Origin of the sequence: Stenotrophomonas pictorum JCM 9942, from assembly GCF_001310775.1 — a bacterium.
Classification (GTDB): Bacteria; Pseudomonadota; Gammaproteobacteria; order Xanthomonadales; family Xanthomonadaceae; genus Stenotrophomonas; species Stenotrophomonas pictorum.
This window is the reverse complement of the sequence record NZ_BAZI01000022.1, coordinates 1-16,976: the sequence shown is the minus strand read 5'-3', so window position 1 is coordinate 16,976 and position 16,976 is coordinate 1. Positions and strand designations below refer to the sequence as shown.

The following is a 16,976-nucleotide window of genomic DNA, read 5'->3' as shown; positions in this document are numbered from 1 at the left end:
GGCGCTGTAGCGCCGCGGCCGAAGGCAGTACCGCCGCCAGCCGCGCACTTTCGGCGGCACTCAGGCGCGCGGCATCCTTGCCCCAGAACTGCCGGGACGCCGCCTGCACGCCATAAATGCCGTCGCCGAACTCGGCCACGTTGGCATACATCTCCAGAATCCGCTGTTTCGGCCAGAACAGCTCGATCAGCACCGTGTACCAGGCTTCCAGCCCCTTGCGCAGCCAGCTGCGTCCCTGCCATAGGAACAGGTTCTTGGCGACCTGCTGGCTGATGGTGCTGGCACCGCGCAGTCGTCGGCCCTGGGCGTTGTGGTCGCGCGCCTTTTCGATCGCCTTCAGGTCGAAACCGTTGTGCTCGGGAAACCGCTGGTCCTCGGCCGCGACCAGCGAGATCGGCACGCTGCGCGCCATCCCGTCCAGATCCACCCACTGGTGATGCAGGCGGAACTTCCAGTCGCCGCGGCCCCAGGCCTCCAGCTGGCGCAGTGCCATGACCGAGGAAAACGGCGGATCGATGAAACGCAGCACGACCACCTGGCAGATGCTGAACAGCACCCACAGGGCCGGTGCCAGCAGGATCCAGCGTCGCCACCGTCGACGCGGTCGAACCGCCCCTTCCAACTCCACCTTGCGCTTCTCGCCCTCCGTCCCCATCTAAGCCACACCTTTATCATCCAGACGTCCGGCGCATTATCCGGCACCGACGTCCTCCCACGCACAGACACCTCCATGACCGACACCTCCGACCTCCTCGTCCGCTTCCTCCTGCCCGACGCCGGTGTCCGCGGTGTTCACGTCCAGCTCTCTGACAGCTGGCGGGAAATTCTGTCCCACGCCAGCTACCCGCCCAATGCCATGCAGCTGCTGGGTGAAGCCTGCGTCGCCTCGGCACTGTTCACCGGCCACACCAAGATCGATGGCCGCTTGTCGATCCAGCTGCGCAGCAGCTCCGCGCTGCGCACGCTGTTTGCCGAATGCACCGCCGCCGGCACCGTGCGTGGCATCGCCCAGCTGGCTGACGGCCTGGATGCCCCGGCCGAACTGCCGCAGCTGGGCGAAGACGCACTGCTGGCCATCACCATCGAAAATCCCGGTCTGGACCCGCGCGAGCCGCAGCGCTACCAGAGCCTGGTCGCCCTGCAGGGCCCGACCCTGGACGAGGCCTTCGAGGACTACTTCCGCCACTCCGAGCAGCTCCCCACCCGTCTGTTGCTGGCCGCCGACGGACAACAGGCCGCCGGCCTGCTGCTGCAGAAACTTCCCGGTGACGAGGGCGACCAGGACGGCTGGACCCGCGCCGGCGCCCTGTTCGACACATTGCACCGCGATGAGCTGCTGAGCATCGGCGCCACGGATCTGCTGCACCGCCTTTTCCACGAGGAAGGCCCGGAGCTGGTTGCCGAGAAAGCCTGGGCTTCGCCTGCTCCTGCTCGCGCGAGCGGGTGGAGAGCATGCTGCAGTCACTGGGGGAGGAAGAAGCCCGGGCGGCCGCCGAACCGACCGGCCAGGTCGAAGTGCGCTGCGAATTCTGCGGCCGGGAATATCACTTCCCTTTGACCGAAATCGGCGTATTGTTCAGCTCCACATCCGCCAACCAGCCCGCCCCTGAGCGGCTGCAGTGACGGCATACAACGAGTAGCGTTCTGGGGAGGACGAGGACTTGTTAAGAAATAATAAACACCCTAGGATCAAGTCATCACTCACCGGGAACTTCCCGGTGCCTGCCCTGTCTGATTGAGTCCATGAACGCATTCCTGCGCCTGCCGCTTGCCTTGATGATCGCCCTGAGCGCGGTCTCGGGCGTGCATGCGCAAAGCAAGCTCAAGGCAGCAGACACCGTCATTCCGGTCTGGAACCGGGGCAGCGGCAAAGTGGAGGCGCTGCTGTATCTGGAGCCCACCGGCGAACAGACGGCAGGTGCACGCTGGCATTTCGGCCGCAATTCGCTGGACGCGGCCTTCGGTCTGTCTTCGGGCGATTCGCTGGGCCTGCTGTGCAACAGCAGCCGGGGCAGCAGCATCAGCGGACTGGCCAGCCACTGCATGCTGGCCAGCTTGGGTGACGATGACGAAACCGCACCGGGCCGGCATATTTCCGCGACCACCAGCTTCAACCGTCCAGGCGGCCGTATCGGCGTGAGCGCCGGCACCGGCAAGGAATCGTTGCCAGCTTGGCTGTCGAACGGCGTCAAAGCCCCGGCCGGCCATGTGGAGCAGAACGATCTGACGGTGTTCGGCCAGAAGAACATCGGCCGCGAAGGCTTCGTTTCCATTGGCGGTACCTACGCCAAAGCCCGGCTGGTTCCACTGAGCGATGTCTCGCCGGCAGTGGTTGACCAGTGGGACAGCAAGAGCCTGAGCGTTGGCGGTGGCTATGGCGCCTTCAGCGCCAATGTCATCGGCCGCGTTGTCGACGCCCCCGGCCAGAGCAAATGGGAAGGCCTCGGACTTGGCATCACCTGGCGCACCCCGTGGAGCGGTCAGCTGACCGTCGGTGCCGACAACGTCATCACCCGCGGCAAGAATCCGTTCTCCCCCCGGAATGACAGCAACGACGACGGCGCAATTCCTTACGTCCGTTACGAGCAGGATCTCTAAAGCCAAGCGCTCGCTCTTGATAGAAGTAACCCAAGCCCCCGTACTCCGGGGGCTTTTTGTTGCACTCGCAACAACTATTTGCCGAATTTCACCAAAATAATCCAATTCATTAACAAAGCTTTAATTTCAGAAGATACGGAAGTACTATCGAATCAGCCTCGCAAATTTGGGCCTTCATTTCGGCCCCTGCGGTGGCAATTCCGATTGCAACTACCAAGATCCCTTGGAGAGAGAGAGCCAATGAATTGCAAGACCAACAAGCTGCGTGATGCAGTGGTCCTGGCACTGATCGCCAGCGCCGGTACCGCTACCGCACAGGCGCAGGAATCCAGCAGCCCGACCAACCTCGACCGCATCGAAGTCACCGGTTCCCGCATCCGCTCGGTGGACGTGGAAACCTCGCAGCCCGTCTTCGTGATGGACCGCCAAGCCATCGAGAAGCAGGGCCTCACCTCGGTCGCCGACGTCCTCCAGCGCATCTCGGCCAACGGCGCCGGCCTGAACACCAACTTCAACAACGGTGGTGACGGTTCCTCGACCATCAGCCTGCGCAACCTGGGCTCAGAGCGCACCTTGGTGTTGGTCAATGGCCGCCGCTGGGTTGCCAATCTATCCGGCTCGGTCGACCTGAATACCATTCCGGCTGCGATCATCGAGCGCGTGGAAGTGCTGAAGGATGGCGCCTCCTCTTTCTATGGCTCCGACGCCATCGCCGGTGTGGTCAACCTGATCACCCGCAGCGACTTCGATGGCGCCGAAGCAAACGCCTATATTGGCCAGTACGACAAGGGCGATGGTCAGCGCACTGCCTTCGACGCCACAGTCGGCACCAGCAGCGACCGCGGCAACCTGGTCATCAGTCTCTCGCGCGTGAAGGAAGACCAGGTTCTGGCCAAGGACCGTGCCATTTCCCGTGAGCCGTACTTCGGTCTGGGTTCGGCCTACTACAGCAGCTATTCGGCCAACGGCAAGATCAATGCCCCGGCATCCGCCGGCGGCAACCTCGCCCTGCGTCCGGGTGCGATCGGTAGCGGCTTGGCCAGCAACCCGTATTACGGCATCGACCAGTATGTGCCGTACACCAGCGCCTTCAATTACAACTATGCGGCCGACAACTACCTGGCGACCCCGCAGAAGCGTAGTGCCCTGTTCGCGCAGGGTTCTTACAACCTGACCGACAGCATCACCTTCAAGATGGATGCGCTGTACAACGAGCGTCGCTCGGCACAGCAGCTGGCCGGCTTCCCGCTGAGCACCATCAACACCGGCATCAGCATGAGTGGCGACAGCTACTTCAACCCGTACAACACCGCATATGGTGGCGACGGCCGGGATGTCAGCTGGACCCACCGCCTGACCGAAGCGGCGCGCCTGTATGACCAGAACAGCAAGACAAGTCACGTCTATCTGGGCCTGGATGGCTTCTTCGAGTTCTCAGGCCGCCAGTTCAACTGGGACGTCGGTTACGCGTTCAACAAGACCAATGAAGTGGAGACCCAGGTCGGCGACGCCAACCTGCTGACCCTGGAATCCTCGCTTGGCGCATCGGAAGTGCGCGACGGCAAGGTGGTCTGCGTCACCGCTCCGGGCGGCGCCGTGATCGATGGCTGCGTGCCGTTCAATCCGCTGTCGCCGCAGGGCGCCGTCAGCAAGGAAATGCTGGACTACCTGCTGTTCACCGCTCACAACACCTATCAGTACCGCAACGAAGCCGTCACCGCGAACCTGTCCGGTGAACTGTTCGAACTGCCGGCGGGCTGGCTGAGCTTCGCCGCCGGTTATGAGCACCGCAAGGAAAGCGGTTACTCCTCGCCGGACGCGTTCATCGCCAACGGCCTGACCTCCGGCAACGCGTTTGACCCGACCTCCGGCGCCTACAGCCTGGACGACGCCTACCTGGAAGTCCTGGTGCCGGTGCTCAAGGACGTGCCGGGCGCGCAGCTGCTGGAACTGAGCTTGGCCACCCGCTTCTCGGACTACAGCAACTTCGGCAACACCACCAACAGCAAGTTTGGCTTCAAGTGGAAGCCGTTCGACGAACTGCTGGTTCGTGGTAACTGGGCGGAAGGCTTCCGCGCGCCGTCGATCACCAACCTGTACCGCGGTGCCTCCGACTCGTTCGTTCAGTACTCCGATCCCTGCTCGGCCAATGGCCGCTTCGCCGGCGATGCCAGCGTGCTGGGTGCCTGTCAGGCCGCCGGTGTGCCGGCAGGCTTCATTGCCGAGTACAACAGCGGCGGCGGCGCGGCCGGTGGCCAGACCATCTTCCCGTTCACCCTCGGCGGCAACCCGAACCTGACCCCGGAAACTTCCACCAGCAAGACCTTGGGCCTGGTGTACAGCCCGGCATGGGCAACCGGCCTGAACGTCTCGCTGGACTGGTGGTCGATCGATCTGGAAAACCGCATTCAGAGCTTCACCGCTGATGCGATCCTGGACAAGTGCTACGTTGACGGCATCAGCAGCTACTGCAGCCTGTTCACCCGCCGTGCCGACGGCCTGGTCACCGACATGTTCATCGGTCCCATCAACGCCGGCTACCAGGAAGTGGAAGGCTACGACCTGACGGTGAAGTACCGCATGCCGGAAACCTCGGTTGGCACCTTCGCCTTCACCTTGGACTCGACCTACGTCAGCAAGAACCGCTCGCGCGACTCGAAGAATGATGACTGGGAAGCCTTGAACGGCATGTACTTCGAGTCCGATCCGTACTGGCGCCTGCGTGGAAACCTGACCACCGACTGGTCCTACGGCGACTTCAGCGCAAGCTGGATGATCCGTTACCGTTCGGGCCTGACCGAAGACATCAGTGAAGGCAGGCTGGAATCGATTACCTACCACGACCTGCAGATGAGCTACAACCTGCCGTGGAACGGTACTGTCCGCGTCGGTGCCAACAACGTCTTCGCCAACTCGTTCGACCCGCAGTACGATATCCCGGGTCGTTACATGTACATGCAGTACACCCAGCGCTTCTGATGCTGGCACTGCACTAGTGTCACGCAGATGGCCCGGCTCGCCGGGCCATCTTCTTTTGAACGAAAGGAGATCGTGATGAGCACCCCGCACCACTGGATTTACCGCATTGCATTGCTGGCCCTGCTGGTACCGGCAGGCGCAAGCGCGCAGACCAAGGCCGTCGATGTCGCCAAGCCCTTTGAAGAACAGCGCCGCCAGGTGCTGGCCGATCTGAACGAGGACAAGTACCGCGAGATTTCAGTCGAGGACCGAAGCGCGGTGACCGCCGCACTGGGCCGTATCCTGCAGCATCTGCAGACCCAGCCCGACCCCGCGCAGCTTCCCGAGCACAACCGCGTCGCAGTCTTCAACGACCAGAGCCTGATCAATACGATCCTGACGCAGGCCGCGGCGGACAGCCGGCTGATCTGCCGCCGTGAACGCACCGTGGGCTCAAACATGCCGCAGAACAACTGCCTAACGGTTGCAGAGCGGCGCCGCCAGAAGAACAACGCGCAGGACAGTGTGATGCGCATGCAGCGCACCCCCAAGAAGGTCGAGTAACGTACCCCGGCAGCGGCCTGCAGGACCCATCAGCCCGCGTGGAGGGCAGACGCCGCCCTCCGCCCGCCCTGCCATCGCCGCACCGTGCAAGAATAAACCAAGGCAGCCTGATCAAGCATTGAGTGCCTGAATGAGGCCTGCCGATGCCCACACGGGGGTGGCTTCTACGGCCCGGCAACAGATGGTGCCGGGCGGTGCCGCACACAACGGCACCGAACTTTTGCTGTGCAGTTTTCCGGCGTGTTCACTCGTTCGGAATCAACGTCTCGATGACGTGTTCGACGTAGGCCTCGAAATCTTCGCGGGCCTGTTTGGGCTGCTGCAACTGCAGGGACAGCTGCAGGAAGCCGACGTAGGCGGCGTAGGCCAGACGCGCGCGATGGCGGGCGTCGGTGGAGCTCAGGCCGGCCTGTCGGAACGAGGCGATCAGGTATTCCATGCGTCGTTGTGAAACCCGGTCGATCACCGGGCGCACCATCGGGTTGTCCAGCGCCTTGAGCAGTTCACTGTAGATGATGTGCGGGGTGACTTCATGGGCCACCAGCTGGAACAGCGCACGCAGCCGCGTGCGTGGATCGGGCACCTCTTCCAGACTGCCGAACACCTGCTGCTGCTCTACCACTTCCCAGCGCTCCAATGCCGCCTGCAGGAGCGCATCGCGTGACGGGAAGTGCCAGTAGAAGCTGCCCTTGGTGACCCCCAGACGGCGGGCCAGCGGCTCGACCGCCACCGCGCCGACACCCTGTTCGGCAATCAGATCCAGTGCGGCCTGCGCCCAGTCGTCGGCACTGAGTCGGCTGTGACGCGCACCACGGGAATCTGCCGGAAGAGTTGTTGAGTCGTTCATGGGCAGATTTAACCATACGGCGGGGATTGGTTGCAGTATGCAATGGAATCGCAGGCTGACGGAACAGCCTCGGGACTCTTACGGAAAGCCATTGTTTTCCGGGGCTTTGCACAATCCATACGCATTCGTATTGACAGTCCAGCCAAACGATCCATACCATCAGGTATGGCCAACACTTCCCCCTCCATCCCGCACGTCGACGAAATCCGCCTCCAAGGTGCCAACGGCATTGCACTGGGCGCATCGAGAACGGCGGGGCGGCATGCTCCGGTTCTGTTCGCGCACGGCTTTGGCCAGACACGTGGCGCCTGGGCCGCGGCCGCGCAGACACTGGGCATGGCCGGCCATGCCACGCTGAGCTACGACGCCCGCGGCCATGGTGATTCGGATTGGAACCCGGGGGATACGCCCTATCACGGCGATCAGTTCACCGACGACCTGATCGTGGTGGCCGGCGAACTGCCGCGTCCGCCGGTATTGGTGGCCGCGTCAATGGGCGGCCTGTTCGGTCTGATGGCCGAAGCCCGCTGGCCGGGCCTGTTCTCGGCGATGGTGCTGGTGGACATCACCCCACGCTGGGAAACCCGCGGCGTGGAGAGGATCCTCGCCTTCATGAGTGCGCATCCTGATGGCTTTGCATCGCTGCAGGCCGCCGCGGACAGCATCGCCGCCTACCTGCCGCACCGCCCGCGCAAGAGCGAAGATGCCCTGCGTGCGCTGCTGCGCGCCACCGCGGACGGGCGCTGGAACTGGCATTGGGATCCGCGTCTGGTCGAGGAGCTGGCGCGCGACAGCGAGCAGCATCAGGACGCGATCGTCGATGCGGCACGCCGCGTGCACTGCCCGCTGCTGCTGATCAGCGGCGGTCGCAGCGATATGGTCTCGCCGCAGACCGTGGAAGAATTCATGACACTGGTGCCGCACGCGCAGCATGTGCGTCTGCCCGAGGCCACCCATATGGTCGCCGGCGATGACAACAACGCGTTTACCGCCGCCGTGTTGAACTACCTGGACGCACTGCCTTCGGCTGCCGCGTCTGTCCGAACCGAGCACGTTACCGGAGCAAGCCTATGAGCATCGTCGTTCCCTTTCTGGTCCTGCTGCTGGCAGGTGCCTTTGTCGCGTATCACCGCATGCGCCTGGTCGTATGGACCTCGCCAGTGTGGTGTTGTTGGGCGCCTGCTGGTTCGCCGGCATCAACCAGACCGCGATCCTCGTGGCGGCGGCAATCCTTGCTTTGATCAGTGTTCCAGTGCTGTTGCCGTTCCTGCGCAAGCCGCTGATCACCGCACCGTTCATGGGCGTGTTCCGCAAGGTGCTGCCGCCGCTGTCCAAGACCGAGCGCATCGCCCTGGAAACCGGCTCGGTCGGCTTCGAGGGCGAGCTGTTCACCGGTGACCCGGACTGGAACATCCTGCTCAACTATCCCAAGCCGCAGCTCACCGCCGAGGAACAGGCCTTCCTCGATGGCCCGGTGGAAGAGCTGTGCAAGATGGTCAACGACTTCGAGATCACCCACGTCCACGCCGACCTGCCGCCGGAGCTGTGGGACTACATCAAGAAGAACAAGTTCTTCGGCATGATCATCCCGAAGGAATACGGCGGCCTGGGCTTCAGCGCGCTGGCCCACCACAAGGTGATCCAGAAGCTGGCCTCGGTATCGAGCGTGGTCAGCTCCACCGTCGGCGTGCCCAATTCGCTGGGCCCGGGTGAGCTGCTCAACCATTACGGCACCCAGGAGCAGAAGGACTACTATCTGCCGCGCCTGGCCATCGGCCAGGAAGTGCCCTGCTTCGGCCTGACCGGCCCGTTCGCCGGCTCCGATGCCACCTCCATCCCCGACTTCGGCATCGTCTGCAAGGGCATGTGGAAGGGCGAGGAAGTGCTGGGCCTGAAGCTGACCTTCGACAAGCGCTACATCACCCTGGCTCCGGTCGCGACCCTGATCGGCATGGCTTTCCGCATGTACGATCCGGACGGCCTGCTTGGCGACACAAAGGACATCGGCATCACCCTGGCGCTGCTGCCGCGCGATACCGAAGGTGTGGAAATCGGTCGCCGCCACTTCCCGCTGAATTCCACCTTCCAGAACGGCCCGATCCGCGGCAAGGACGTGTTCATTCCGCTGACCCAGCTGATCGGCGGCGCCGAGAAGCGCGGCCTGGGCTGGAACATGCTCAACGAGTGTCTGGCCGTTGGCCGCTCCATCACCCTGCCCTCCACCGCCTCGGGCGGTGCCAAGGCCGGCGCGGTGGTGACCGGTGCCTACGCACGCATCCGCAAGCAGTTCGGCCTGTCGGTCGGCCGCTTCGAAGGCGTGGAAGAAGCACTGGCCCGTATCGGCGGCAAGGCTTACAAGATCAGTGCGCTGTCGCAGGCGACCGCGGCTGCGGTTGACCGTGGCGACGTGCCGTCGGTGCCGTCGGCGATCGCCAAGTACCACTGCACCAACATGAGCCGCGAAGTCATTTCCGACGTGATGGACGTGATCGGCGGCAAGGGCATCATCCTCGGGCCGCGCAACTTTGCCGGCCGTAGCTGGCAGGCCGCGCCGATCGCCATCACGGTGGAAGGTGCCAACATCATGACCCGCTCGCTGCTGATCTTCGGCCAGGGCGCCATCCTCTGCCACCCGTGGGTGCTGAAGGAAATGAAGGCCGCGCAGGATGAAGACCGCAAGGCCGGCCTGCGTGAATTCGACCAGGCGCTGTTCGGCCATGTCCGCTTCGGCATCTCCAACGCCGTGCGCTCGCTGTGGTTCGGCCTGACCGGTGCGCGCTTCGGTGCCGCCCCGGGCGACGCCTACACCCGCCGCTATTTCCGCAAGCTGGACCGTTATTCGGCCAACCTGGCGCTGATGGCCGACATCTCGATGATGACCCTGGGCGGCAAGCTCAAGTTCAAGGAATCGCTGTCCGGTCGTCTGGGTGATGTGCTCAGCCACATCTACATGACCAGCGCCATGCTCAAGCGCTACCACGACGAAGGCGCCCCGCAGGCCGACCAGCCGCTGCTGGCCTGGGCCTTCCACGACAGCGTGCACAAGATCGAGGAATCGCTGTCGGCGGCGCTGCGCAACTTCCCGATCCGCCCGATCGGCTGGCTGATGTGGGCGCTGATCTTCCCGCTTGGCCGTCGCGCCGAGGCCCCGGGTGACCGTCTGAGCCGCCGCGTCGCCGCCTCGCTGATGGCGCCCAACGAAGCGCGTGACCGCCTGGCCCAGGGTGTGTTCCTGACCCCGTGCGAGAACAACCCGGGCGGCCGCATCAACAGCTATCTGTCCAAGGCGATCATGGCCGAACCGGTGGAACGCAAGTTCCTCAAGGCCCTGAAGACCAAGGGCATCGAAGCGCTGACCTTCGCCAGCCAGCTGGATGAGGCCGTGGCCGAGGGCGTGATCACCCAGGACGAGCGCAAGCTGCTGGAAGAGCTGCGCGAGATCACCATGGACACGATCACCGTGGACGACTTCGACGCGCACGAACTGCGCTCTGCCGGCTACTACGACCTGCCCGGCAGGCAGCGCCCGCAGCAGGCCGCATAAGCCAATCACATGCAATACCGACGGCGGGCCTTGTGCCCGCCGTTTTCATGCCAGGAATCCACACCACGACTGCCGCCTTGCTTTCGCTGTACTGCTATTTCACCCGCTGGCCGGCCGGCAACTGTTCTGACGGGCGGTGTGCCGCAAGGCGCCCTGCTTAGCCAGCCTCTCGCCGCGGATCACCGTGCTGGAACCGGGCCGCTGCGCAGGGGATGCGCCAACGCCGCCGCATCAGTCCCCCCCTATCGACACCGTGCACGCGATCGCGATGTGCAGCCCGGCCGAACGGATGGGCTGGATCCTGCTCGATGCCAACCTGCCGGCCAACATGCGCTGGATTCCCAGGGGCATGGAAGTGAAGCACCTGACCAAGGCACAAGGCCTTCTGAAAGCGGTGGCAACACCGGAACTGCCTCCCGCCAGCACAGCGGCTGGCTACGCCCTGCCGGCGAGGATCAACGTGAGCGATGCTGCCGGCATGGAGGTGTTCCAGGCACGGACTGCGCGGTGGGCGTCGCCGCGCAAAGACTGAGTGGATGCATGGATCTGGAGGTGCCGTTGGAGCCACCGCCGGGCAGCGGCTACACCGCGCGCAACCCCAGCGTCGGGATCGCCGGCAACGCCTGGATGAAGAAGATCCGCCGGTTCACACTGAACGCTCCGTAGCTGCCGGCGACCACCACGCAGAGCAGCGAGAACGTCACCAACACAGGCTGCTCCAGCAGCAGCCCCGCCACAATCCGGGCGGCGAGAAAGCCGTTGTACAGGCCCTGGTTGGCAGCCAGCACACGGGTCCTCTGGGCCTTCTCCGGAGTATTGCGGAAGGTCTTCAGCCCAAGTGGCCGGGACCACAGGAACATCTCCAGCACCAGGAAACAGCGGTGCAGGACGGCGACCAGCACCGTCACCAGCAACGCGGCCAAAGACCTCGGACGCATCGGCGTCCATCCGGCGGAACAGCGGCAGCATGGCCGGCCCGGCAGGCCGACGGCACCTCCCGGTTATGCCGGATCGACCGATGCGTTGACCGGCATCTCGTCCGGCAGGCTCCGCTGCGCGCGGATCACCCGGATCGCGCCGATCGTCATGCCCGCTGCCACACCCACGCCCGCCATAAACACCAGATGCGACCCCATGCTGGACAGCAGCTTGTGCAGCCAGACGAAGGTCAGGTCGCCGCCGCGATAGATCACCGTATCGATCACCGCCTTGGCCTTGTAGCGGGACTCGCGGCTGACCCGGGTATACAGGGTTTCGCGTGCCGGCTTGGCCAGGGAGAACTCGCCGGCGCGGGTCATCACCTGCACCACCGCCACCAGCAGCGGCAGCGGTGAGGCGGCCAGCAGCGAGAAACCCAGCAGGATCGCCAGCGCCGGCAACAGCAGCAGCGGGGCGATGCCGTAGCGGCGCATCAGCCAGCGGGTCAGGAATACCTGCACGAAGATCGTCAGCACGTTCACCGCCAGATCGATGTTGGCGTAGTACGCCGTACGTGCGGCGTCATCGGTGAAGAAGCGTCGCGCGATAGCCGCCTGTTCGTTGTACAGCAGGGTTCCCACGCCGACGCCGAAGAACATCAGCACCGCCAGCGCACGCAGCAGCGGATCGCTCCATACCAGCTTCAAGCCGGCCAGCACCGAGCCACCCATCGCCTGCTCGCCGCTGCTGTCGCGCAGCCGCTGCTCGCGCTGCAGGGCATATTTGCGCAGCTTCAGGATCGCGAACAGGCACGCGCCCAGGAAGGCGGCCGATACCAGCAGCAGGTTGCCCACGCCGATCTTCTCCACCAGCAGGCGGGTGACCAGCGGCCCGGTCAGTGCGCCAATGGTGCCCCCGGCGCCGATATAGCCGTAGACCTTCTTGGCGTCCTGGTTGGAGAACACATCGGCCATATAGCTCCAGAACACCGACACTGCGAACAGGTTGAACACCGCCACCCAGATGAAGAACGCCGCGCCGCGCCCGGGCAGTTCCTCGCGGAACGCCCAGTAGAAAAACAGCAGGCAGCTGATGAAAGCCAGGTACATCACCGGCAGGAACACCCGCCGCGGATAGCGCGACACCAGCGCGCCGTATACCGGCTGCAGCAGCACCATGCACAGGAAGGTGCCGGTGAACAGCACCTGCAGGGTAAAGTCGCCGAGGCTGACCCCCAGGTGTCCGGCCCACTGCACCAGCGAGGCCGGAAACACCGCCAGCACATCATCCGAGGCGCCCATCGCGTCGCGTACCGGACGCAACAGGTAGTAGCCGGTCAGCAGGCAGAAGAAGTACAGCAGCGACCACCACAGCGCCGGAGCTTCCACTCCGAGCAGGGAAATCACCTGGCGCAGGCCACCGCGCGCGGGAGGGGAAAGCTTGCTCATACGTCTGACTGCACCACGGGTGGGGGATCCGGCACGCCGGTTCCGCGGCGTGGGCGCAACTTATCCGATGCACTGCAACATCGCCAGTGCAAACGGTCTGGCCGCCATGCGACGGGCCGTTCTATTCTGCGGAGCAGGGAAAGGGGAAGGCCGTGAAGGAATTCGACTACATCATCGTCGGGGCCGGTTCGGCCGGCTGTGTTCTGGCCAACCGGCTCAGCGCCGATCCGCAGCGGCGGGTGCTGCTGATCGAAGCCGGCCCGCGCGACTGGAATCCGCTGATCCACATGCCGGCAGGCATTGCCCGGCTGGTCAACAACCGGCGCCTGAACTGGAGCTACGACACCGAACCGGAGCCGGCGTTGAACAACCGGCGCCTGTGGTGGCCGCGCGGCAAGGTACTGGGCGGCAGCAGCTCGATCAATGCGATGTGCTACTCGCGCGGCGTGGCAGGCGACTACGACCGCTGGGCCGATGCCGGTGCCACCGGCTGGGACTGGCAGACGGTATTGCCCTGGTTCCGCTACAGCGAGGGCAACGGGCGCGGTGCCGATGCCCTGCACGGTGGCGATGGCCCGTTGAAGGTGTCGGACTTGCGTCACGTCAATCCACTGAGCCATGCCTTCATCGAGGCAGGACAGCAGGCCGGTTTCGCGCTCAACCCCGATTTCAACGGTCCCACTCAGCAAGGCGTGGGCCTGTACCAGGTCACCCAGAAGGACGGTGCGCGCTGCTCTTCGGCGGCCGCCTATCTGGCCCCGGTCCGCCAGCGCCCCAACCTGCAGGTGCTGACCGGCGCGCTGGTCGAGCGGCTGCAGATTCAAGGCGAACGCGTCACCGGCGTGGCGTTGCGCGTCCGCGGCCAGCCCCAGCAAGTGCGGGCCCGCCGCGAAGTACTGCTCAGCGCCGGCGCGATCAACTCACCGCAGCTGCTGATGCTCTCGGGGATCGGCCCGGCCGGGCACCTGCGACGCCACGGTATCGAAGTGCGTCTGGACCAGCCCGGTGTCGGCGCCAACCTGCAGGACCACCTGGACATCTGCACGCTGTACCGCACTGTGCCCGGGGTCAGCTACGACCGCGCCAGCGAGCTGAAGATCGGCTTCGACTATTTCCTGCGCGGTCACAGCGGTGCCGGTACCAGCAATGTGGCCGAGGCCGGCGGCTTCGTGCGCTCGCGCTTTGCCGCCGACGAACGGGCCGACATCCAGTTCCATTTCGTCCCGGCGATGCTGGACAACCACGGCCGCCACCGCCTGCCCGGCGAGGGCTACACCCTGCACGCCTGCTACCTGCACCCGCGCAGCCGCGGCCGCATCGAACTGGCCAGCCATGATCCCGCCGCGCCGGCGCGTATCCATGCCAACTATCTGGGCGATGCCGAAGGCTTCGATATGAAAATGATGGTCGAAGCCGCGCGCCTGAGCCGCGACATCCTCCAGCAGCCGGCCTTCGCGCCGTGGCGCAGGGCACCGCTGTTCCCTGCCGACGAGCACCTGGACGATGCCGGGCTGGAAGCCTTCATCCGCGCCAAGGCCGAAACCATCTACCACCCGGTCGGCACCTGCCGGATGGGCAGCGACGCGATGGCCGTGGTCGATCCGCAGCTGCGCGTGCGCGGCATCGACGGCCTGCGGGTAATCGATGCCTCGGTGATGCCAAGCCTGCCCACGGGCAATACCAACGCACCGACCATCATGATCGCCGAGCGCGCCGCCAGCCTGATCCTCGACACCTCGCCGCCGGGCTGACCGCTCCGCGGCTCAGGCCACCTGCAACAGCGCCGGCAACGGGCAATGCAACGTGGCGCAGATGGTCCGCAGCAGTTCGGCCTCGGCCACGCTGACGCGCTGGTTGTGGCTGATGGTGGCGGTCACCGCTTCCACCAGCAGCTGCTTGGCCAGCGGATCGAGCGCATCCAGCGGCGCCCACACCGCATCCAGCGCCAGCACGCCGGCCGACGGCGGCGCATAGGCAGGTGATCGTGCGGCAGGATGCGTTGCAACCCAGCCAGATAGGCGCGCCGCGCGGCGGCCTCGTCACCGAGATTGCCGGCCCGCGCGACCACCGCGAGCAACGTGGAAAGCTCCTGGCGCACGCCGGTGGTCTTGCGCCGGCCGAAATGCGGGTGGCGCGAGGGATCCAGCGCGGCCAGCACCTGCACCTGCAGCAGGCGCGACAGACAGTACTCGAACAGCGAGATCCGCCCATCGGCATGGACCAGCGCCTCGATGCACTGCACGAACGCCCGCAACTGCGGGCGCGGCGCCATCCGCAATGCGGGGAACGCCAGTGCCGCCAGCGGCAGGCGCAGCGCGCGAGAGAGACCATGCAACGGACCATCGGCCATGGCCTGAAGCCGCGTGACCACAGAAGCGCCCAGCTGCGCCTGTACCGCCTGCCGCTGCAACACCGCCACCGCAGGGTCGGCATCGAGCAACAACGCCAGCAGCAGCGGCTGTGCGGCCTCCCGGTCACGCGCCAGTTCGCGCAGCTGCGGCGACAGGGTGCCGGCCAGCCGGATCGCCTGTTGGTAGTCGTCATCAGCCGGGGTGGCGACTTGCGCGGCGACTTGCCTTGGATCGACCCGCAACCGCGACGTCACAGTGGCCACTGCAGCGGGCGCCAGCGCGTCCACACCGGGCACATCACTGCGGGCCAGCCCCAGCGCGCGATCCTCGGCCAGGCCATCGGGCGGATTGGCAAACCAGGTACCGCGCAAACGCTGCAACTGTTCGGTGCGGAACGAAGGCTCCAGCCGCTGGATCCGCTCCACCAGGGGTGGATGCGTGGCGAACCAGCGCGAAAAGCCCAGTCCTTCGCCGAACAGCATGTGACTGACTTCCTCGGCGCTGGCACGGTCGGCCAGCTGCGAACCCTCGGCCAGCCCGCCGATCTTCTTCAACGCCCCGGCCAGCCCCTGCGTCTGCCGGGTGAACTGCACCGCCGAGGCATCGGCCAGAACCTCGCGCTGGCGCGACACCGCCGCCTTGATCAGCCGTCCGAAGAACACCCCAATGCTGCCCACGACAATGCCGGTCACGCCGATCACCAGCACGATCGAGATCGGCCCAAGCCCGCGCCTGCCGCCTATCCGCGAACCGGCACTCAGGTGCAGCAGCACCCGCTTGCCGATGAGACTGATCATCAGGATGCCGAACAGCACCCCCATCAGGCGGATATTCAACCGCATGTCGCCATTGAGGATGTGGCTGAACTCGTGCGCGATCACGCCCTGCAGTTCATCGCGGTTGAGCCGCTGCAAGCTGCCCCGGGTGACGGCGATGGCGGCGTCGGCCGGTGAATACCCGGCGGCGAAGGCGTTGATGCCGTTCTCCTGTTCCAGCACATACAGCCGCGGCATCGGCACACCGGAGGCGATGGCGATCTCCTCCACCACGTTGCGCAACCGCCGCAGCGCCGGATCGCGGGTATCGGCCGGCACCTCGGTGCCGCCCATCTGTACCGCCACCACTTCACCACCACCCCGCAACGAGGCGATGCGGTACAGCGAGGCCAACGCGATCACCGCCAGGGTCAGCAACGTGCACCACAGCACGCCCCGCACGCTGCCGGTGGCCACCAGCACCAGTGCGTCCAGCACCGCGACAATGGCGATCACCGCCAGCGCGAACAGCAGCAGCAGGCGCCCGGAATTGCGCCGCGCCTGTGCCTGGTGTTCAAAGAAATTCATCCCGCCCCCCTAGCTGGCACCGGACGCGACTGTCGTCACGTGCCGGCCTTCCCTGCCCTGCGCAGGATCAGAACTGGACCCTGGGCGCCTCGCGCACCTGCTCGCGCTTTTCCAGCGGGATGTCCAGCAGCGCGGCCGTGGGGAAATGGAACATGCCGGCAAACACATTGGCCGGGAAGGTCTCGCGGCGGTTGTTGTAGGCCATCACCGCATCGTTGTAGGCCTGCCTAGCGAACGCTACCTTGTTCTCGGTGCTGCCCAGTTCCTCGCTCAGCTGCAGCATGTTCTGGTTGGCCTTCAATTCCGGATAGGCCTCGGCCACGGCCATCAACCGTCCCAGCACTCCGTTCAACTGGCCCTGCGAGGCGGCCAGCTGCGCCATCGCCGCCGCATCGCCCGGAGCGG

General features: G+C 65.2%; 12 protein-coding genes and 3 pseudogenes. 8 read left to right on the top strand and 7 right to left on the bottom strand.

Annotation, left to right across the window (positions count from 1 at the left end):
* Positions 1-655 (bottom strand): annotated as a pseudogene (gene mtgA, locus JCM9942_RS02840) (monofunctional biosynthetic peptidoglycan transglycosylase); the annotation flags it as partial.
* A 75-nt stretch (positions 656-730) separates the two neighbouring features.
* Between mtgA and hslO the strand changes: the two are divergent.
* The 4 genes and pseudogenes from hslO to JCM9942_RS02820 all read left to right on the top strand — a co-directional run bounded on the left by hslO (position 731) and on the right by JCM9942_RS02820 (position 6,120).
* Positions 731-1,623, top strand: a pseudogene (gene hslO, locus JCM9942_RS02835) (Hsp33 family molecular chaperone HslO).
* 153 nt (positions 1,624-1,776) lie between these two features.
* Positions 1,777-2,598, top strand: a complete 822-nt coding sequence (locus JCM9942_RS02830; RefSeq protein WP_172675030.1) for an XOO1806 family protein — start codon at positions 1,777-1,779, stop codon at positions 2,596-2,598.
* A 240-nt stretch (positions 2,599-2,838) separates the two neighbouring features.
* Positions 2,839-5,577: a TonB-dependent receptor gene (locus JCM9942_RS02825; protein ID WP_054657464.1), complete on the top strand. Its 2,739-nt coding sequence runs from the start codon at positions 2,839-2,841 to the stop codon at positions 5,575-5,577.
* A 27-nt stretch (positions 5,578-5,604) separates the two neighbouring features.
* Complete coding sequence (locus JCM9942_RS02820) at positions 5,605-6,120, top strand: hypothetical protein (protein WP_157722750.1); 516 nt, start codon at positions 5,605-5,607, stop codon at positions 6,118-6,120.
* Positions 6,121-6,364: 244 nt separating this feature from the next.
* On the opposite strand, the gene JCM9942_RS02815 is transcribed toward JCM9942_RS02820, so the two are convergent.
* Positions 6,365-6,967, bottom strand: a complete 603-nt coding sequence (locus JCM9942_RS02815; protein ID WP_054657462.1) for a TetR/AcrR family transcriptional regulator — start codon at positions 6,965-6,967, stop codon at positions 6,365-6,367.
* Between the two features lie 165 nt (positions 6,968-7,132).
* On the opposite strand from JCM9942_RS02815, the gene JCM9942_RS02810 reads away from it, so the two are divergent.
* From JCM9942_RS02810 to JCM9942_RS02800, 3 genes and pseudogenes are all read left to right on the top strand, one after another.
* Entirely contained in the window at positions 7,133-8,041 is a 909-nt protein-coding gene (locus JCM9942_RS02810; protein ID WP_054657460.1) for an alpha/beta fold hydrolase, read from the top strand.
* Positions 8,038-10,511: pseudogene (locus JCM9942_RS02805) on the top strand (acyl-CoA dehydrogenase). The gene JCM9942_RS02810 and the pseudogene JCM9942_RS02805 overlap by 4 nt, the downstream one beginning before the upstream one ends.
* 136 nt (positions 10,512-10,647) lie before the next feature.
* Complete coding sequence (locus tag JCM9942_RS02800; RefSeq protein WP_343123474.1) at positions 10,648-11,043, top strand: DUF4442 domain-containing protein; 396 nt, start codon at positions 10,648-10,650, stop codon at positions 11,041-11,043.
* Positions 11,044-11,092: 49 nt separating this feature from the next.
* On the opposite strand, the gene JCM9942_RS02795 is transcribed toward JCM9942_RS02800, so the two are convergent.
* Entirely contained in the window at positions 11,093-11,449 is a 357-nt protein-coding gene (locus tag JCM9942_RS02795; RefSeq protein ID WP_054657458.1) for a DUF1304 domain-containing protein, read from the bottom strand.
* 63 nt (positions 11,450-11,512) lie between these two features.
* Positions 11,513-12,877, bottom strand: coding sequence for an NTP/NDP exchange transporter (locus JCM9942_RS02790; RefSeq protein WP_083468380.1), 1,365 nt, complete (start codon positions 12,875-12,877; stop codon positions 11,513-11,515).
* Positions 12,878-13,029: 152 nt separating this feature from the next.
* Here JCM9942_RS02790 and JCM9942_RS02785 point away from each other — a divergent pair, with 152 nt between their 5' ends.
* Positions 13,030-14,628, top strand: a complete 1,599-nt coding sequence (locus JCM9942_RS02785) for a GMC family oxidoreductase (protein WP_054657456.1) — start codon at positions 13,030-13,032, stop codon at positions 14,626-14,628.
* Between the two features lie 12 nt (positions 14,629-14,640).
* On the opposite strand, the gene JCM9942_RS19890 is transcribed toward JCM9942_RS02785, so the two are convergent.
* The 3 genes from JCM9942_RS19890 to JCM9942_RS02775 form a co-directional block, all read right to left on the bottom strand.
* The gene (locus JCM9942_RS19890) at positions 14,641-14,811 is read right to left on the bottom strand and encodes a hypothetical protein (RefSeq protein WP_256202278.1); all 171 of its coding nucleotides are present in this window, start codon (positions 14,809-14,811) and stop codon (positions 14,641-14,643) included.
* The gene (locus JCM9942_RS02780; RefSeq protein ID WP_256202277.1) at positions 14,751-16,571 is read right to left on the bottom strand and encodes a M48 family metallopeptidase; all 1,821 of its coding nucleotides are present in this window, start codon (positions 16,569-16,571) and stop codon (positions 14,751-14,753) included. Before JCM9942_RS02780 ends, JCM9942_RS19890 begins: the two co-directional genes overlap by 61 nt.
* A gap of 67 nt (positions 16,572-16,638) precedes the next feature.
* Positions 16,639-16,976 (bottom strand): LemA family protein (locus JCM9942_RS02775; protein ID WP_172675029.1); only part of this gene is annotated, 338 nt, incomplete at its 5' end.